Source organism: Aeromonas sp. S16(2024) (assembly GCF_041403065.1).
In the GTDB taxonomy this organism is placed as follows: domain Bacteria; phylum Pseudomonadota; class Gammaproteobacteria; order Enterobacterales; family Aeromonadaceae; genus Aeromonas.
On record NZ_JBGLQX010000003.1, the window covers coordinates 1 to 17,391 of the forward strand.

General features: G+C 61.0%; 16 protein-coding genes and 1 pseudogene. 6 read left to right on the top strand and 11 right to left on the bottom strand.

What is annotated here, in order from left to right:
• Window positions 1-280, top strand: a pseudogene (locus ACB030_RS03115) (IS4 family transposase); the annotation flags it as partial.
• A gap of 52 nt (window positions 281-332) precedes the next feature.
• Here ACB030_RS03115 and ttcA read toward each other — a convergent pair.
• The 11 genes from ttcA to ccoN form a co-directional block, all read right to left on the bottom strand.
• Window positions 333-1,241, bottom strand: coding sequence for a tRNA 2-thiocytidine(32) synthetase TtcA (ttcA, locus tag ACB030_RS03120; protein WP_025327018.1), 909 nt, complete (start codon window positions 1,239-1,241; stop codon window positions 333-335).
• A 67-nt stretch (window positions 1,242-1,308) separates the two neighbouring features.
• The gene (gene uspE, locus ACB030_RS03125; RefSeq protein ID WP_025327017.1) at window positions 1,309-2,256 is read right to left on the bottom strand and encodes a universal stress protein UspE; all 948 of its coding nucleotides are present in this window, start codon (window positions 2,254-2,256) and stop codon (window positions 1,309-1,311) included.
• Window positions 2,257-2,391: 135 nt separating this feature from the next.
• Window positions 2,392-3,147, bottom strand: a complete 756-nt coding sequence (locus ACB030_RS03130; RefSeq protein ID WP_025327016.1) for an FNR family transcription factor — start codon at window positions 3,145-3,147, stop codon at window positions 2,392-2,394.
• 68 nt (window positions 3,148-3,215) lie between these two features.
• On the bottom strand, window positions 3,216-3,902 hold the full coding sequence (locus ACB030_RS03135; protein WP_371157947.1) for a sulfite exporter TauE/SafE family protein: 687 nt from the start codon (window positions 3,900-3,902) through the stop codon (window positions 3,216-3,218).
• A complete protein-coding gene (gene ccoS, locus ACB030_RS03140) occupies window positions 3,886-4,074 on the bottom strand; it encodes a cbb3-type cytochrome oxidase assembly protein CcoS (protein ID WP_111910629.1) in 189 nt (62 codons plus the stop codon). The genes ACB030_RS03135 and ccoS overlap by 17 nt, the downstream gene beginning before the upstream one ends.
• Window positions 4,075-4,210: 136 nt before the next feature.
• On the bottom strand, window positions 4,211-6,595 hold the full coding sequence (locus ACB030_RS03145; RefSeq protein WP_371158263.1) for a heavy metal translocating P-type ATPase: 2,385 nt from the start codon (window positions 6,593-6,595) through the stop codon (window positions 4,211-4,213).
• An 89-nt stretch (window positions 6,596-6,684) separates the two neighbouring features.
• Window positions 6,685-7,173 carry a FixH family protein gene (locus ACB030_RS03150; protein WP_139434448.1) on the bottom strand — a complete coding sequence of 163 codons (489 nt, stop codon included), beginning with the start codon at window positions 7,171-7,173 and terminating at the stop codon, window positions 6,685-6,687.
• Between the two features lie 125 nt (window positions 7,174-7,298).
• Window positions 7,299-8,276, bottom strand: a complete 978-nt coding sequence (ccoP, locus tag ACB030_RS03155; protein WP_371157950.1) for a cytochrome-c oxidase, cbb3-type subunit III — start codon at window positions 8,274-8,276, stop codon at window positions 7,299-7,301.
• Entirely contained in the window at window positions 8,276-8,455 is a 180-nt protein-coding gene (locus ACB030_RS03160; protein ID WP_005329633.1) for a CcoQ/FixQ family Cbb3-type cytochrome c oxidase assembly chaperone, read from the bottom strand. The genes ccoP and ACB030_RS03160 overlap by 1 nt, the downstream gene beginning before the upstream one ends.
• Window positions 8,456-8,466: 11 nt before the next feature.
• Complete coding sequence (gene ccoO, locus ACB030_RS03165) at window positions 8,467-9,081, bottom strand: cytochrome-c oxidase, cbb3-type subunit II (RefSeq protein WP_106886750.1); 615 nt, start codon at window positions 9,079-9,081, stop codon at window positions 8,467-8,469.
• 18 nt (window positions 9,082-9,099) lie between these two features.
• Window positions 9,100-10,524, bottom strand: a complete 1,425-nt coding sequence (gene ccoN / locus ACB030_RS03170; RefSeq protein ID WP_111910628.1) for a cytochrome-c oxidase, cbb3-type subunit I — start codon at window positions 10,522-10,524, stop codon at window positions 9,100-9,102.
• Window positions 10,525-10,806: 282 nt separating this feature from the next.
• On the opposite strand from ccoN, the gene ACB030_RS03175 reads away from it, so the two are divergent.
• The 5 genes from ACB030_RS03175 to pepN all read left to right on the top strand — a co-directional run bounded on the left by ACB030_RS03175 (window position 10,807) and on the right by pepN (window position 17,360).
• On the top strand, window positions 10,807-11,265 hold the full coding sequence (locus ACB030_RS03175) for a hypothetical protein (protein ID WP_371157953.1): 459 nt from the start codon (window positions 10,807-10,809) through the stop codon (window positions 11,263-11,265).
• Between the two features lie 111 nt (window positions 11,266-11,376).
• Window positions 11,377-11,835, top strand: a complete 459-nt coding sequence (locus tag ACB030_RS03180) for a GAF domain-containing protein (RefSeq protein ID WP_205641733.1) — start codon at window positions 11,377-11,379, stop codon at window positions 11,833-11,835.
• A 101-nt stretch (window positions 11,836-11,936) separates the two neighbouring features.
• Window positions 11,937-12,575 carry an RNA chaperone ProQ gene (gene proQ / locus ACB030_RS03185; protein WP_139434456.1) on the top strand — a complete coding sequence of 213 codons (639 nt, stop codon included), beginning with the start codon at window positions 11,937-11,939 and terminating at the stop codon, window positions 12,573-12,575.
• An 8-nt stretch (window positions 12,576-12,583) separates the two neighbouring features.
• Window positions 12,584-14,596: a carboxy terminal-processing peptidase gene (prc, locus tag ACB030_RS03190; RefSeq protein ID WP_371157955.1), complete on the top strand. Its 2,013-nt coding sequence runs from the start codon at window positions 12,584-12,586 to the stop codon at window positions 14,594-14,596.
• 139 nt (window positions 14,597-14,735) lie between these two features.
• The gene (gene pepN, locus ACB030_RS03195; protein ID WP_371157957.1) at window positions 14,736-17,360 is read left to right on the top strand and encodes an aminopeptidase N; all 2,625 of its coding nucleotides are present in this window, start codon (window positions 14,736-14,738) and stop codon (window positions 17,358-17,360) included.
• Window positions 17,361-17,391: the final 31 nt, after the last annotated feature.

Sequence of the window (17,391 nt, forward strand, 5' to 3'; positions counted from 1 at the left end):
GCTGCGCAGCCAGATGGTGAAGATGGCGGCGAGCCTGAAGGGATACACGGCGAGTCAGCTGAGTTTTCACATGGCATCGGTCTACCTCATCCATGAACTGAGCTGCATGCCGTACCTGTCACCGGGGACTATCCCGAAGCGGGTGGCGGAGCTGGATAAGCAGGCGGGGCAGTTTGTGCTGCCGGAACGCAGGGAGCGAAGTTACCCCCGCTGCGTGAAAGCAAGGCCACAGAGGTACAGTGTAAAAAAAACCAATAAAAACAATGCCAGTCAGGCTTAACTGACTGGCATTAGCGCATGGCGCTCCTTTTTCGTGGTGGCTGGCAGGGCGCTCAGCGCACCTCTATCACATCCAGCACATCCATCTCGTCGATGTTGAGCAGGGGAGCGGTCGGCAGCTCGGGGGGATCGAATGCCTTGTCTCCGCCGTCGATGATGCCGGAGTCGCGGTTGATGCTCTTGAAGTCAAACAGCTTGTGATCGAGCAGGTGGCTCGGGATCACGTCCTGGATGGCGGTGAACATGGTCTCTATCCGGCCGGGGAAGCGGCGATCCCAATCCTGCATCATTTGCTTGATGGCCTTGCGCTGCAGGTTCTCCTGCGATCCGCACAGGTTGCACGGGATGATGGGGAAGGCCTTGACCTCGGCATAGCGCACCAAGTCCTTTTCCTTGCAGTAGGCCAGGGGACGGATCACCACGTTCTTGCCATCGTCGCTCACCAGCTTGGGGGGCATGGACTTGAGCTTGCCGCCGTAGAACATGTTGAGGAACAGGGTCTCGAGGATGTCATCCCTGTGATGGCCGAGGGCAATCTTGGTGCAGCCCAGCTCCTGGGCGGTGCGGTAGAGAATGCCGCGGCGCAGGCGGGAGCAAAGCGCACAGGTGGTCTTGCCTTCCGGTACCTTGTCCTTGACGATGGAGTAGGTGTCTTCCTCGACGATCTTGAAGTCGACGCCGAGGGCGGCCAGGTATTCCGGCAGCACGTGCTCGGGGAAGCCGGGTTGCTTCTGATCCAGGTTGACGGCCACGAGATCGAAATGGATGGGGGCGCTGGCCTTCAGGCTCATCAGGATGTCGAGCATGGCGAAGCTGTCTTTGCCGCCAGACAGGCACACCATGATCTTGTCACCCTCTTCAATCATGTTGAAGTCGGCGATGGCCTGACCCACGTTGCGCCGCAGGCGTTTCTGCAGCTTGTTGAAACTGTATTTCTCTTTGGCGTTAAGCTCTTCTAGCATGGCCTCAAACCCGGGACAAAAATAAGCGGCTTATTATAGCCATGTCCCGGGGGAGGGCAAGAAACGCTTATGCAGGATGACGCCTGTCATCCACCGGGCAGCTGTAATCATCGGGTTTGAGGATCAGGATGTCGCAGTTGAGCCGATCGACCACATGCTCCGCCGTGTTGCCGAGCAGGGCGGCGGAGAGACCGGTGCGACCGACGCACCCCATGATCATCAGGGTCGACTTGAGCTCGTCCGCCATGTCAGGCAGCACCTCCTCCGGCAATCCTTCCGCCACCTTGGTCCACATGTGGTTGATGCCGAATTGATCGGCATGCTCTCGCAGCAGATCCTCGTGATGCTTGCGGATGGCGTCGTTGTAGGCGTTGGGATCGAACTCCGGCAGCTCGATGGCCACATTCACCGGCGTGCCGGGGTAGGTGTTGACCAGATAGAGGTTGGAGCCGAGCAGATCGGCGATGGCGACCCCTTCGCGGGTGATGCGCTCATTGAGGACTTTCTGCTCCAGATCGTCGCTCGAGCAGTTGATGGCGGCAATGATGTTGCCGCCCCGCTGCCAGTGACCCTCCTTGACCAGCAGGACGGGGCAGGGGCATTTGCGCAGCAGGTGCCAGTCGGTCGGGGTGAAGATGAAGGTTTGCAGGAAGGAGTGCTTGTGGGTCGCCTTGACCACCAGATCGTGGCGATGCTCCAGCACTTCCTGGATGACGCACTCAAAGGGTCTATTGTGCCACAGCACCTTGATCTCGCACTCCAGCCCCCTGGCGCGATAGGGTTGCAGTATCTCGTCCAGCCACTCCCGGCGCTGGGCAATGACGCCGTGGCGCATCTCTTCCCGCTCATCCACGGACAGCATGGCGGTCATCTCGTACGAGAAGTCGTAAATCGTCAGGAGCAGGGTCAGCTGGGCGCCCTCGTCCAGCTCGGCGACCTTGACCGCGCGTTCGAGCGCGATCTGGCGCTCCTCTTCCGGGTTGATCACCACCAGAATGTTTCGGTACTTGACCATGTTCTCCTCCTTGGCAAAAACGCCAATGATGGCAACTCTTTAGCCATTACAGCTTAGCCCAAGGGGGGAGACGGGAAGGTGTGCCGGATCAAATTTCAGGGTGAACCGATCCGGCAACAGAGGGGAAAGGGGTGATCAGCCGCAGGCTGGGCGAGTGGCGCCGGCCATGACGCCGAGGGCCACGTGATCCAGCACTGTAATGTATTTGCCCTTGACGCTGATGAGGCCGGACTTCTGGAAACGACCGAGCAGACGGCTGATGGTCTCGACGGTGAGGCCGAGGTAGTTGCCGATGTCACCCCGGGTCATGGAGAGACGGAACTCCTTGGCGGAGAAGCCGCGCTCGGAGAAGCGTACCGAGAGGTTGTGCAGGAAGGCGGCGAGGCGCTCTTCCGCATTCTTCTTGGAGAGCAGCAGTATCATTTCCTGATCCCCCATGATTTCGTTGCTCATCAGGCGCATGATCTGCTGGCGGAGCTTGGGCATCTTGCCGGAGAGATCGTCGAGCACATCGAACGGGATCTCGCACACCATGGCGGTTTCCAGCGCCTGGGCGAAGGAGGGGTGTGCCTGCTTGTGGATGGCATCGAAACCGACCAGATCCCCCGCCAAGTGGAAGGCGGTGATCTGCTCGTCACCCTGTTCGGTGATGGTGTATGACTTGATGGTCCCGGAGCGGATGGCGTAGAGGGATTTCAGTTCATCGCCGGCCTTGAACAGTTCCTCGCCCTTCTGGATCGGCTTCTTGCGCTCGATGATGCTGTCCAGCTGATCGAGCTCACTGTCGTTCAGGGTGAAGGGGATGCAGAGCTGACTGATGCTGCAATCCTGGCAATGAATTGCACAGCCACCGCTCTGAATACGTCTGCCAGGTTTCTTGTCCGGGATCATAGGCTCATATGAATAATTGATTTATATCAAACAAGTTTACCACCAACTCATCCGTTTTGGATAGGGTTTCAAAAGGATGCCAGCCCGATCCAGAGGGTATGCAGGCCATAGGCAATGAGCAGCAAGGCACCGCCGAGGCGCAGGCTGCGCAGGGTCAGCCAGTAGCGCAATCTGTCTGCCAGCCCCCCCAGGGCGAACAGTGTCGGCAGGGTCCCCAGACCAAAGCTCAGCATGATGATTGCACCGCCCCCGGCGGAGCCTGCCGCCGCGCTCCAGGTCAGCATGGAGTAGACCAGACCGCAGGGCAGCCAGCCCCACACCATGCCAAAGGGGAGGGCCTGCCAGGCTGATCTGAAGGGGATGAACTTGCCGGCCAGCGGCTTGATAAGAGGCCAGAATTTTGCGCCCATGCGTTCCAGCACCAGCACTCCCTGCCACCAGCCCGCCAGATAGAGGCCCAGGGCTATCATCAGCAGGGCCGCAAGAAGGCGCAAGCCGGCGATGGCGTGCTTGCCGGCCCCGAGCTCGCTGGTGGTGGCCAGCAGCCCGCCCACCAGGGCGCCGGCCAGCACATAGCTCAGGATCCGTCCCAGGTTGTAGTTGAGCAGGTAGCCAAGGCGCCCCCAGAAGTGCTGCTTCTCGGCGGGGATGGCCATGGAGAGGGCGGCGGAGACGCCGCCGCACATGGCGATACAGTGGCCTGAGCCTGCCAGTCCCACCAGCAGGGCCCCCATCAGATCAAGGCTGCTTGTCATCGCTCGGCTGATCCTTGCCCTTGGTGGCGGGTTGCTCCTCGTCAAACAGTATGTTGGAGCCCTGACGGTCGAGATCCTCGAACTGCTCCGAGCGAATGGCCCAGAAGAAGACGGCCCCCGCGATGATGACGAACAGGATGGCGATGGGGATCAGGACAAAAATGATGTTCATGGGAGCTACCTTGGCATTCATCCGTGGCAATCGACCTCCATGGTAACCCTGTTCGGGCAGGGGGCCAGCCGCTATCGGCGAGAAATGTGGCCTGCATCGGAGGCAGGCCACATTTTCAGCATTTTCCAGCGCTTGTTCATCGATTGAGGCGCATGGAGTTGGTGACGACGATGAGGGAGCTCAGTGACATGCCTGCAGCCGCCAGATAGGGGGGCAGCCAGCCGCTGGCCGCCAGCGGCAGCACCAGCAGGTTGTAACCGATTGACCAGGCGAAGTTCTCCTGGATGATCCTGCGGGTGCGCAGCGCCAGGGCACGGGCGGCCAGCAAGCGGGAGAGATCGTCGGCCAGCAGAATGGCGTCGGCGCTGTTTTTCGCCAGATCCGTGCCGCCCGCCATGGCGAAGGAGGCATGGGCACCGGCCAGCACGGGGGCGTCGTTGATGCCATCCCCCACCATGATGCTGATCTCTCCCGCCGCTTCCCGGGCCTTGAGGTAGGCCAGCTTGCCATCGGGGGTGACCCCTTTCACCAGTTCATCGACCCCGAGCTCACGGGCCACGGCGTCGGCCTGAGGGGAGCTGTCGCCGGTGAGGATGGTGGTCTGCAGCCCGGCCGCCTTGAAGGCCTGGATCAGCGCACCGGCATCCGCACGCAGCGTGTCGGCCAGGGTGAAGCGGGCCAGCGGCCCTGTCTCGTCGGCCAGATAGATGGCCAGCCCCTGAGTCGCCTCCTGCTCATCAGCCAGCCCGAGCCAGCGGGCGCTGCCGATGCGGTAATGCTTGCCCGCTATCCTGCCCTGGATGCCGTGGCCGATGACGGGGGTCACCTCGCTGGCTGCCGGCAGCACGGCATCGTCTGCCCCCTTGCTGCGAAACGCGCGGGCTATGGGGTGTTCGGAGTAGGCTTCCAGGGCGCGGGCGATGGCCAGACAGTCCGTTTCAGCGATCCCGGCCAGGGGGTGAATGGCCACCAGGCTGATGTTGCCCGTGGTCAGGGTACCTGTCTTGTCCATCACTATGCGGTTGGCCCGGGTCAGCACGTCCAGCACATGGCCGCGGCGCAGCAGTATGCCGCTGCGGGTCAGGTGGGCGGTGGCCGAGGTGAGCGCCGTCGGGGTCGCCAGCGACAGGGCGCAGGGGCAGGTGGCCACCAGCACCGACAGGGTGACCCAGAAGGCCCGCTCCGGGGCATGGAAGTGCCAGAAGGTCCAGACCGCGGCGGCGATGAGCAGCAGCACCAGGATGAAATGGCGGGAGAGCACATCCGCCAGCTGGGCGATGGCGGGTTTGTCATCGAGCGCGCTGTCCTGCAGCCGCATGATCTGGGCGAGGCGCGACTCTTCGATGGGGTGGCTGACCCGGATCTCCAGCGGCGCATCCGTGCTGATGGTGCCGGCGAAGACGGGATCCCCCGCCTGCTTGAGCAGGGGCAGTTGCTCGCCGGTCAGCATGGCTTCGTTGAGGCTGGCCTGCCCCAGGGTGATGATGCCGTCTGCCGGCAGGGTTGCCCCGGCCAGCACCCGGACCCTGTCCCCCACCCGCAGCGTCTTGGCGGCCACCTCGTGTTCGCCATCTGCATCGATGCGGGTGGCCATGATGGGCACCAGGCGCGCCAGGTTGGAGCTGGACTCGGATGCCTTGCGCCTCGCTCTCAACTCGAGCAGGCGCCCCAGCAGCAGGAAGAAGACGAACATGGTGATGGAGTCGTAATAGACCTCACCCGTGTTGAAGACGGTGGCCCAGATGGAGGCGACGAAGGCGCCGATGAGGGCCAGCGACACCGAGACATCCATGGAGAGATGGCCCTGTTTCAGGCTGCGCCAGGCCCCTGCGTAAAATGGCTGGGCCGAGTAGATCATGATGGGGGTGGAGAGCAGCAGGCTTATCCACTTGAAGTAGATCATGAACTCCTCTTCCACGCTGATGAAGAGGTCCATGTAGAGCGCCACCGCGCACATCATCACCTGCATGGAGCCCAGACCCGCCAGCGCCATGCGGAACATGTAGCTGCGCACCTCGCGGGCGTAGATGGCCTCCTGGCTGTGGGTCTGGAACGGATAGGCGCGATAGCCAATCTTGGCAAATCCCTTGAGGATGTCGCTTAACGAGAGCCTGTCCGGATCCCACTTGATGCGGGCGCGGTGAGTGGTGGTGTTGACGTTGACATAGTGCAGGCCCGTGAGTCCCATCAGGTGGCGCTCGATGAGCCAGGCGCAGGCGGCGCAGGTCAGCCCCTCCACGCTGAGCTGGATCTCCCGCAGGGTGCCGGTCTCGGTGACGAACTCCTGCTGCACCTCGGCCAGATCGTAGTGGGTGAGGGCCGCCAGCTCGCTGGGGACCAGCTCCCCCTTGATACCGGGGGCGGTGCGGTGTTCGTAGTAACTGGCAAGGCCGCATTCGAGAATGGTCTGTGCCACGGCCTGGCAACCAGGGCAGCACATGGGTTGCACTATCCCCTTGATCTCCAGGGTAAAGTCATTGCCAGTGGGAACCGGTTCACCACAGTGAAAACAGCCGGTCATGGTCATTAACCCTCTTGGAAGCTGCCCGTGCGGGCGAGATAAGGGAGGACGCCGTCATGTGAGGATGAACGCTGCCGCTCATCCAGGGCTCAGCGTCCCCTGGGATCGAGTTCCACCGGGGCCTTGGTCGGCAGCTGCGCCGTCTCTTGCAGGCGCCACTCGTGGTTGAAGGCATCGACCCGAATGTGCCACTTGCCGCTGAGGGGCTTGTCCAGCATCAGGCGATAGACCCCCTTGCCATCGGCAGTGAGCAGATGATCGCTGTCCAGACCCGCCAGGGTCGGGTGGAACAGGGAGAGGTGCAGCGCCTGGCCGGCGGGGATCTCCCCCGACAGGGGCTTCAGGGTCAGCTCCTTGTCGCTGACCGAGAGCTCGACGCGGATGCCGAGGGCCTCGGCGCGATCGAACTTGCTGAGATCCTGATTAATCTCCTTGCCCTGCTTGTAATAGTCTTCCGCCACCAGGTTGACCCCATCCTTGCTGGCGATGATGGCGGTGGCGATGCTGCCTACCACGGCGGCACAGGGGAGGGCGATGATGAACCAGGGCCAGAATTGGCGATACCAGGGTTGAGTCATGGTGCTACCGAAACATATGGTTAACGAAATGGAGGGATTCTAGCCAACACAAGATAACAAAAAGCCTCGAAGAGTCGAGGCTTTTTGCTGCGTAATCACGTGTTTATCACATGTTACTGCTTATTTTACTGCGCCTGGTGGGACAAACTGTAGACATAGGACGCCAGCAGGTGGACCTTGTCTTCTCCCAGTATATCCTTCCAGGCTGGCATCACGCCGTGACGCCCGTGGGTGATGGTCTGCTCGACCACCTGACGGGAGCCGCCATACAACCAGGTGTTGTTGGTGAGATCCGGCGCACCGAAGGCGATGCCGCCCTTGGCATCCGGGCCGTGGCAGGCGGCGCACATGGCGAAACGGGCTTCCCCCTTCTTGGCCTCAACCAGGTCGACCTTGCGACCGGAGAGGCTCAGCACATAGGAGGCCACTTCCTTGACCCCGTCCTGACCCAGGATCTCGCCCCAGGCGGCCATGATCCCCTGGCGACCGCCCATGATGGTGGTCTTGATCTGGTCAGGCGCGCCGCCCCATTGCCATTCGCTGTCGGTCAGGTTCGGGAAACCGCGACCACCGCGGGCATCGGAGCCGTGGCACTGGGAGCAGTTCTGCAGGAACAGACGCTGACCCACTTTCAGGGCTTCCGGGTCCTTGGCGATCTCGGTGATCTCCTTGTAGCTCTTGCCGTCGGCCTGGTAGGTCAGCTCGCGGAACTTGGCGCCATAGACCTCGTCGGCCTTGGCCAGTTCCCGATCGTACTCCACCGCGCGCCCTTCGTCCTTGGCGGAGGCTGCCGCCGCCTTGGATTCGGCCAGGGAGCGAACGTCCTGGTTGGAGCTCTGCCAGCCCAGCAACCCCTTGAAGTTGCCCAGACCCGGGAAGGCGAGCAGGTAGATGAGACCGGTGACGATGAAGAAGAGGAACATATAGGACCACCACTTCGGCAGCGGGTTGTTGATCTCCTCGATACCGTCGAAGGTGTGCCCCATGGGCTTGCCCTCTTCGGTCCCCATCTTGTCCTTCATGCACCACATCAGCAGCAGGAAGCAGCCGAGTATGGTGCCCAGACTTATGACGGTCACAAAAATGCTAAACAAAGTGCTCATTATTGCTTCGCTCCTGCGTTCTTGTTATCAGCACTGGGTTGCTCGTCATCGGCAAAGACCAGGTTGGCAGCCTCATCGAAGGAGGCCTTGCGGCGCTTGCTGTATGCCCAGACGATGATGCCGATCATGATGATCATCAGCAGCAGGGTGTACAGGCCGCGAAATGTGCCGTAATCCATATCCCGACTCCTTATTTCAGGGCATGACCCAGTGATTGCAGATAGGCCACCAGGGCATCCAGTTCGGTCTTGCCCTTGACTGCCTCGGCCGCACCCTCGATGTCGGCATCGGTATAGGGCACCCCGAAGTGATCCCGGAACAGCGCCAGCTTCTTGCCGGTCAGCTCACCGGTCAGGACGTTGGTCTCGAGCCAGGGGAAGGCGGGCATGTTGGATTCCGGCACCACGTCGCGCGGGTTGATGAGGTGGGCGCGATGCCAGTCGTCGGAGTAGCGGCCGCCGACCCGGGCCAGATCCGGACCTGTACGCTTGGAGCCCCACAGGAAGGGGTGCTCCCACACGCTCTCGCCGGCGACCGAGTAGTGACCGTAACGCTCGGTCTCGGCGCGGAACGGACGGATCATCTGGCTGTGGCAGACGGTGCAGCCTTCGCGGATGTAGATGTCGCGTCCTTCCATCTGCAGGGCGGTGTAGGCCTTGAGGCCCTCCACCGGCTCGTTGGTCTGCTTCTGGAAGAACAGCGGCGTGATCTCGACCAGGCCCCCCAGGCTGATGGCAAAGATGATGCCTATCACCAGCATGGGGACGCTCTTTTCAAATATTTCGTGACGGTTGTTGTTGCTCATGCTTTAAACCCCTTCAGATCAGGCTGGCTGTGCGACGGGTTCCAGGGAACCCTTGGGCGCAGTGACGGTGCGATAGGCGTTGTAAGCCATCAGCAGCATGCCGGTGACGAAGAAGCAGCCACCCAGGAAGCGCACGAAGTAGAAGGGATAGGAGGCTTGCAGCGCCTCCACGAAGCTGTAGGTCAGGGTGCCGTCGTCGTTGACCGCACGCCACATCAGACCCTGCATCACCCCGGAAATCCACATGGAGACGATGTAGAGCACGGTGCCCACGGTCGCCAGCCAGAAGTGGACGTTGATCAGGCGGATGCTGTACATGCGGCCCTGATCGAACAGGTTCGGGATCAGGTGATACACGGCTCCGATAGAGACCATGGCAACCCAGCCCAGGGCACCGGAGTGGACGTGACCTATGGTCCAGTCGGTGTAGTGGGAGAGGGCGTTGACCGTCTTGATGGCCATCATGGGGCCTTCGAAGGTGGACATGCCGTAGAACGACAGAGAGACGATCAGGAAGCGCAGTATGGGGTCATAGCGCAACTTGTGCCAGGCACCGGACAGGGTCATGATGCCGTTGATCATGCCGCCCCAGGAGGGGACGAACAGGATGAGGGACATCACCATGCCCAGCGACTGGGCCCAGTCGGGCAGGGCGGTGTAGTGCAGATGGTGCGGACCGGCCCAGATGTAGAGGGAGATCAGCGCCCAGAAGTGCACTATGGAGAGGCGATAGGAGTAGACCGGGCGACCCGCCTGCTTGGGCACGAAGTAGTACATCATGCCGAGGAAGCCGGCGGTGAGCAGGAAGCCGACCGCGTTGTGGCCATACCACCACTGCACCATGGCATCCATGGCACCTGAGTACATGGAGTAGGACTTCATGCCGGAGAGCGGCACTTCCATGTTGTTGACGATGTGCAGCACCGCCACCGTGATGATGAAGGCACCGAAGAACCAGTTCGCCACATAGATGTGGGAGGTGGTGCGCTTGACCAGGGTGCCGAAGAAGACGATGGCATAGCTCACCCAGACCACGGCGATGGCGATGTCGATGGGCCACTCCAGCTCGGCATACTCCTTGGAGGTGGTGTATCCCAACGGCAGTGTGATGGCGGCGGCGAGGATGATCGCCTGCCAGCCCCAGAACACGAAGGCAGCGAGCGGGCCTCCAAACAGCCTGACCTGGCAGGTGCGTTGTACCACGTAGAAGGAGGTGGCCATCAGCGCGCTGCAACCAAACGCGAAGATGACCGCGTTGGTGTGCAGGGGACGCAGGCGACTGTAGGTCAGCCAGGGGGTATCAAAGTTGAGGGCAGGCCAGATCAACTGGGCTGCGATCAGTACACCAACCGACATACCGACAATTCCCCAGACAATCGTCATGACGGTGAACTGGCGCACAACGGTGTAGTTGTACTCAGGGTGGTTTGTTGTATGGCTCATCGTTGTATTCCGCTTCCGATGCTGTTGTTTGTTTTTTGCCCGGTGATCGGGGCCATTTTCACCCCTTATTTGCAAAATCCTCTCGTTAACATCTGTTAATAAAAGGAAAAGCAAAAGGTGGTTAAATGAAAATTCATTGAGAATGATACTGAACTGACCGGTAAAATAACAGTACAAACAGTGATATATTTGGCTCCGGCGGGTCCCGCGCTCCCTGGTTTTTTACCTTGCGCGAGATCACGAAAATCGCATTTTCAAAGTACCTTACAGGGCTGTTTTTTCATGAAAGAGAGACTCACTTCACGCAAAATCGTGCACTTGACCATGGTGCTGGCCATTTTGCTCTCCCTGATGGCCTATCGGACCTGGTTTTCGGGCCCGCCGAGCGGGGAGACAACGGGAAAAAATGATCAGATTTGTGATCTGTCCCACAGCAGTTGTTCCCTTCTGGTCGGTGACAAGCCCCTGACGGCCAGCATAGACGGCTTGCCGATCCGCCCTGAACATGACTTTGTGTTGCGCCTTCAGGGGGGCTCCCCCGCCATCACCCCCACCAAGGTTTGGCTGGAGGGCAGGACCATGTTCATGGGGGTCATCCCGGTGCAGCTCGAGGCGAAGGAGGGGGGCTGGCAGGGGGCCGCTCAGGTGGGGAGTTGCACCACCGAGTCCATGGAGTGGCTGCTCAATATCGAGTGGAGCAATGGCCAGCGCCAGCAACTGGCGCTGGGGGTTTCCCCCTGACAGCAGGCTGCTGTTTGCGGCCCATGAGGGGGGAGAAGTGAAATTTGATTTGAATTTTTCGGGCAGGTCGGTACCTTGCATTCATTATCAAGGAGTGAAGTTCATTTAATCATGATTGAAAAACAAGCATTTTATCGCACCCTCAACCAACAGGCCCAGGCGCTGCTGGAGGGTGAACCCGACCTGATTGCCAACCTGGCGAACCTGTCTGCCCTGCTCAATCAGGAGCTGGCCGACATCAACTGGGTCGGTTTTTATCTGTTGCAAGGGGAGACCCTGGTGCTCGGCCCCTTCCAGGGCAAGCCGGCCTGCGTGCGCATTCCGGTGGGCCGTGGCGTCTGCGGCACGGCGGTGGCCGAGGGCAGGACCCAGTTGGTGGACGACGTACACCAGTTCACGGGTCACATCGCCTGCGACGGCGCCAGCAATTCTGAAATCGTGATTCCGCTGCGTCGCGGTGGTGAGATCATCGGGGTGCTGGACGTGGATAGTCCGATTTTTAACCGTTTCGACCAGGAGGACCGGATTGGCCTCGAAGAAACGGTGCAAATTTTGGAAAGCATGCTCTAAGTCATTGCTAGATGGTTCGCAAAAGGTCCCAAGCTCTCTATAATAGGGCCTTTGTTGTGTTCGGGCATGCCCGTGCGTCTATATGAAAGCCAAGGTTATACATGGAAAACACTGAAAAGCTGAAGAACAGTAAAGAGATCGTCGCCTACCTGGTCGAGAAATTCCCGGCCTGCTTCATCGCTGAAGGAGAGGCCAAGCCACTCAAGATTGGCATCTTCCAGGATCTGGCCGCGCGTCTTGCTGATGACGAGAGAGTCTCCAAGACCATGCTGCGCTCTGCTCTGCGTCAATACACCTCCAGCTGGCGTTACCTGCATGGCCTCAAGGCTGGCCAGGCCCGTGTCGATCTGGATGGCAACCCCGGTGAGCTGCTGACCGAAGAGCACATCGAACATGCCAAACAGGCCCTCAAGGAGAGCAAAGAGCGTGTCTTTGCCAGCCGCCGCACCAACACCAAGGAGAAGGAAGACAAGCCCAAGCAGCCGCGCCGCAACGCGCCGCGCAAGGCCGATGCTCCTCGCTCCGACAAGCCCAGGTCCGCCCCCAAGGCCGCGCCTGTAGCCGATGCTCCCCTGGTCAAAGTGGATGCCGCCACCCTGAAAGTGGATCAAGGCGTGCGCGTCGTGCTGGGCAAGTCTCCCGTGCCTGCGACCATCAAGGAAGTGACCAAGGATGACGTACAGGTTCAATTGCAGACCGGCATGATGTTGCGGGTCAAGTTCGAGCATCTGGTTCTCTAAGGAGACGAATGTTGAAGCATGGCGTGATTCGTTTTTCCCTCGTTGCCTGTAGCCTGGCGCTCGCCGGGCTCGCACAGGCCATCGAGCCGGTGCTCAAGGAAAGTGATTTGCCTGTGTTGGCTCAGGAGAGCCAACATGCTACGGCCAGCAAGCGAATTGCCAATCTGTTTACCCGCTCTCACTACAAACAGTTCAAGTTGGACGATGCCTTTTCCTCCGTGATATTTGACAAATATCTGGAGAATCTGGACTACAGCCGCAACCTGTTTCTGGCCTCTGACATCAGCCGTTTTGAAAAGTACCGTACCGGTTTTGACACCGACCTCGAGAGAGGGCGTCTGGCTCCGGCCTACGAGATGTTCAACCTGAGTCAGCAGCGGCGTTACGAGCGGTTCGAATACGCCCTCAAACTGCTCGACACTCCCCTGGATTTCACCCAGCCTGACAATTACATCTTCGATCGGGAAGGGGCTCCCTGGCCCAAAGACGAGGCCGAGCTCAACGAGCTGTGGCGTCAACGGGTCAAGTTTGATGCCCTGAGCCTCAAGCTCAGCGGCAAGGAGTGGCCCGAGATCAAGGAGCTGCTTGGCAAGCGTTACAACAACGCCATCAAGCGGATGTCCCAGACCGAGAGCGAGGATGTGTTCCAGCTCTTCATGAACTCCTTCGCCCGTGCCATCGAGCCCCACACCAGCTACCTCTCGCCGCGCAGCGCCGATCGCTTCAACACCGAGATGAACCTCTCGCTGGAGGGCATAGGTGCCGTGCTGCAGGCGGAAGATGACTTCACCGTCATCCGCTCCCTGGTGCCCGGCGGCCCGGCGGCTAAGTCCAACCACCTCAAACCCGATGACAAGATCACCGGGGTGGGGCAGGACGATGGCAAGGTTGTCGATGTGATCGGCTGGCGTCTCGACGACGTGGTCGAACTCATCAAGGGGCCCAAGGGCAGCAAGGTGAAGCTGGAGATCCAGCGCGGCAAGGGCGCGACCGCCAAGACCGAGCTGGTGGAGCTGACCCGCGACAAGGTGCGCCTGGAAGACAGGGCCGCCAAGTCCAAGGTGATCAACGCCGAAGGCAAGAAGATAGGGGTACTCGAGATCCCGAGCTTCTACGTCAATCTCCATGACGACGTCATCAAGGAGCTTTCCAGCCTCAACAAGCAGAAGATCGATGGTCTCATCGTCGATCTGCGTGGCAACGGCGGCGGCGCCCTGACGGAAGCCTCGGCCCTGAGCGGCCTCTTCTTCGCCAGCGGTCCCGTGGTGCAAATTCGTGATCATATGGGTCGTATCACCGTCAACGGTGACGATGACGGCAACGTCTACTACGGCGGCCCCATGTCGGTGATGATCGACCGCTACAGTGCCTCGGCCTCCGAGATCTTCGCCGCCGCCATGCAGGATTACGGCCGCGCCCTGATCCTCGGCGAAAACTCGTTCGGCAAGGGCACGGTGCAGCAGCATCGCAGCCTCGCCAAGGTCTACGACTTCTACGAGCAGCCGCTGGGTCACGTGCAGTACACCATCGCCAAGTTCTACCGGATCGATGGCGGCAGCACCCAGAACAAGGGGGTGGCGCCGGACATCAACTTCCCGACCGCCGTCTCGCCGGACGAGACCGGGGAGAGCCGGGAGTTCAACGCCTTGCCCTGGGACAAGATAGCCTCGGCCAGTTACGACAAGCTGGGGGATTTCTCCAGTCTGTTGCCCAGGTTGAAGTCGGCTCACGAGGCGCGGATCGTCAAGGATCCTGAATTTGCCTACGTGATGCAGGACATCAAGGAGTATCAGGAGGACAAGGACAAGAAGTCGGTCTCTCTGAACGAAGCCGAGCGACTGGCGGATCAGGCCAAGCAGGACGAGAAGGCGCTGGCGCGAGCCAACGAGCGACTGACCCGCCTTGGCAAGCCGACGGTGAAGAGCCTGGATGAACTGCCTGCCGATTTCGAGGCCCCCGACGAGTATCAGATCGAAGCCGCGAACATCACGGCGGATCTGGCGAGACTCAGCAAGGGCTGAATGTCCAGGGTGACATCCACATGAATGCAAGGGCGACTTCGGTCGCCCTCTCTTTTGGCTGAATGCAAACTATTTGACCCTGCGGGATCCTTGTGACAGCCTCTGACACGTTGATAACAACGCGTGGAAGCAGACAATAATGACCGATCACTCCCAGGCCATGACGGCCAAATATCGCCAGGATTACCGGGCGCCCCTCTACTGGTGTGACAGCATCGATCTCGATTTTCAACTGCAGGAGCCCCTGACCCGGGTAACCGCCATCTCCCGGCTGCGCCGCAGCGGCGAGCACAACGAGCCCCTGGTGCTGGACGGGGAGGGATTGGTCTTGCACAGCGTCAGCGTGGACGGCGTCCCCTTCACCCGATTCGAGCAGGGGGAGAGCAGCCTGACCCTGTTCAACCTGCCCGCCGAGTGCGTGCTGACCATAGTCACGGATCTGGATCCCGCCGCCAACACGGCGCTGGAGGGGCTCTACAAGTCCGGTGATGCCTACTGCACCCAGTGCGAGGCGGAGGGCTTTCGTCGCATCACCTATTACCTGGACAGGCCCGACATCCTGGCCCGTTACAGCACCCGGATCACCGCCGACAAGGCCAAATACCCCTATCTGCTCTCCAACGGCAACAAGGTCGACAGCGGCGAGCTGGACGGCGGTCGCCACTTCGTGCAGTGGCAGGATCCCTTCCCCAAGCCGAGCTATCTGTTTGCCCTGGTGGCCGGCGATTTCGACGTGGAGCGGGGTAGCTACGCTACCCGTAGCGGCCGCAAGGTGGCCCTCGAGATCTTCGTCGACAAGGGGAACCTCGATCGCGCCGGTTTCGCCATGGAGAGCCTCATCAACGCCATGCGCTGGGACGAGCAGCGCTTCGGCCTCGAGTATGACCTCGACATCTACATGATCGTCGCGGTGGACTTCTTCAACATGGGCGCCATGGAGAACAAGGGGCTCAACATCTTCAACTCCAAGTTCGTGCTGGCCAACCCGGCCACCGCCACCGATGGCGACTATCACGGCATAGAGCGGGTCATCGCCCACGAATACTTCCACAACTGGACCGGCAACCGGGTCACCTGCCGCGACTGGTTCCAGCTCAGCCTCAAAGAGGGGCTGACGGTGTTCCGGGATCAGGAGTTCTCCTCGGATCTGGGCTCCCGTGGGGTCAACCGCATCAACAACGTGCGCACCGTGCGCGGTCCGCAGTTTGCCGAAGATGCCGGCCCCATGGCCCACCCCATCCGCCCGGATGTGGTGATCGAGATGAACAACTTCTACACCCTGACCGTCTACGAGAAGGGCTCTGAAGTGATCCGCATGCTGCACACCCTGCTGGGTGAGGATAAGTTCCAGGCCGGCATGCGCCTCTACTTCGAGCGTCACGACGGCTCGGCTGCCACCTGCGATGACTTCGTGCAGGCGATGGAAGATGCTTCCGGCGTGGATCTCGGCCGTTTCCGCCGCTGGTACAGCCAGTCCGGCACCCCCGAGCTGACTGTGACCGACGACTACGATGCCGAAAGCGGCGTCTATCGCCTCCACGTGCGCCAGCACACGCCGCCGACTCCAGATCAGCCGCAAAAATTGCCGCTGCACATACCGCTGGACATCGAGCTCTATGACGAGCAGGGTGCCGTCATTGCGCTGCAGTATCAGGGTGAGCATATCGGCAACGTGCTGGACGTGCTGGAAGAAGAGCAGACCTTCCTGTTCGATCGGGTGCCAGTCAAGCCGGTGCCCTCCCTGCTGCGGGACTTCTCCGCCCCGGTCAAGCTGCACTATGACTACAGCGACGAGGCCCTGGCCTTCCTGATGCGCCATGCCCGCAACGAGTTCGCCCGCTGGGATGCGGCCCAGATGCTGATCAACAAGGCGGTCATCGACGGGGTGGCGCGGGTGCAGCAGGGGCAGGGGGTTGAGCTATCCCCAACCCTGCTGGTGGCCTTCGTCGCCATTCTGGACGAGGCCGAGCTGGACCCGGCCCTCAAGGCGGAGATCCTGGCGCTGCCCGGTGAGGCGACCCTGGCCGAGCTGTTCGAGGTGGCCGATGTCGATGCCATCCATCGGGTGCGTGATATCATCCATGGCCAGCTCGCCGAGGCCTTCGGCGCGCGTCTGGCCAGCACCTATGAGGGTCTGCGCCTGACGGGCTATAGGGTGATCCATGCCGACACCGCCAAGCGCGCCCTCAAGGCCGTGGTGCTCGGTTATCTGGCGGCGCTGGATGCGGAGCAGGCCGATGTGCTGGTGCGCGAGCAGTACGCGGCGGCCGACAACATGACCGACACCCTGGCGGCGCTGCAGGTGGCCAACGGCTATCTGCTGCCGTGCCGCGGTGCGCTGCTGGCGGACTTCGAAGGCAAGTGGGCCCATGACGGCCTGGTGCTGGACAACTGGCTACGCCTGGTGGGCTGCAAGCCTGCCGCCGACGTGCTGGACGAGGTGAAACAGGCGATGAGCCACCCCACCTTCAGCATCCGCAACCCGAACCGGCTGCGGGCGCTCATCGGCAGCTTCGCCATGAACAACCAGGTGCAGTTCCATGCCGTGGATGGCAGCGGCTATCGCTTCCTGACCGATCTCTTGATCGCGCTCAACGAGGTCAATCCCCAGGTGGCGTCCCGTCTCATCACCCCGCTCATTCAGTTCAAGCGACTGGATGAGGGGCGCAAGACGCTCGTCCGGGCCGAGCTGACCCGTCTGGCCAACCTCGAGGGGCTGGCACGGGATCTGTTCGAGAAGGTAAGCAAGGCGCTGGCGCAGTAAGGGTGCCGGTCACGGGCAGGGGAGCCAGGCT

What these genes read in the sequence shown, in the direction of transcription:
- ACB030_RS03150 (WP_139434448.1), bottom strand. Translation starts at nt 7,173, where the DNA reads ATGACTCAACCCTGGTATCGCCAATTCTGGCCCTGGTTCATCATCGCC.
- ACB030_RS03130 (WP_025327016.1), bottom strand. Translation starts at nt 3,147, where the DNA reads ATGATCCCGGACAAGAAACCTGGCAGACGTATTCAGAGCGGTGGCTGT.
- proQ (WP_139434456.1), top strand. Translation starts at nt 11,937, where the DNA reads ATGGAAAACACTGAAAAGCTGAAGAACAGTAAAGAGATCGTCGCCTAC.
- ttcA (WP_025327018.1), bottom strand. Translation starts at nt 1,241, where the DNA reads ATGCTAGAAGAGCTTAACGCCAAAGAGAAATACAGTTTCAACAAGCTG.
- ccoN (WP_111910628.1), bottom strand. Translation starts at nt 10,524, where the DNA reads ATGAGCCATACAACAAACCACCCTGAGTACAACTACACCGTTGTGCGC.
- prc (WP_371157955.1), top strand. Translation starts at nt 12,584, where the DNA reads ATGTTGAAGCATGGCGTGATTCGTTTTTCCCTCGTTGCCTGTAGCCTG.
- ccoP (WP_371157950.1), bottom strand. Translation starts at nt 8,276, where the DNA reads ATGAGCACTTTGTTTAGCATTTTTGTGACCGTCATAAGTCTGGGCACC.
- ACB030_RS03145 (WP_371158263.1), bottom strand. Translation starts at nt 6,595, where the DNA reads ATGACCGGCTGTTTTCACTGTGGTGAACCGGTTCCCACTGGCAATGAC.
- uspE (WP_025327017.1), bottom strand. Translation starts at nt 2,256, where the DNA reads ATGGTCAAGTACCGAAACATTCTGGTGGTGATCAACCCGGAAGAGGAG.
- ACB030_RS03180 (WP_205641733.1), top strand. Translation starts at nt 11,377, where the DNA reads ATGATTGAAAAACAAGCATTTTATCGCACCCTCAACCAACAGGCCCAG.
- ACB030_RS03135 (WP_371157947.1), bottom strand. Translation starts at nt 3,902, where the DNA reads ATGACAAGCAGCCTTGATCTGATGGGGGCCCTGCTGGTGGGACTGGCA.
- ACB030_RS03160 (WP_005329633.1), bottom strand. Translation starts at nt 8,455, where the DNA reads ATGGATTACGGCACATTTCGCGGCCTGTACACCCTGCTGCTGATGATC.
- ACB030_RS03175 (WP_371157953.1), top strand. Translation starts at nt 10,807, where the DNA reads ATGAAAGAGAGACTCACTTCACGCAAAATCGTGCACTTGACCATGGTG.
- pepN (WP_371157957.1), top strand. Translation starts at nt 14,736, where the DNA reads ATGACCGATCACTCCCAGGCCATGACGGCCAAATATCGCCAGGATTAC.
- ccoS (WP_111910629.1), bottom strand. Translation starts at nt 4,074, where the DNA reads ATGAACATCATTTTTGTCCTGATCCCCATCGCCATCCTGTTCGTCATC.
- ccoO (WP_106886750.1), bottom strand. Translation starts at nt 9,081, where the DNA reads ATGAGCAACAACAACCGTCACGAAATATTTGAAAAGAGCGTCCCCATG.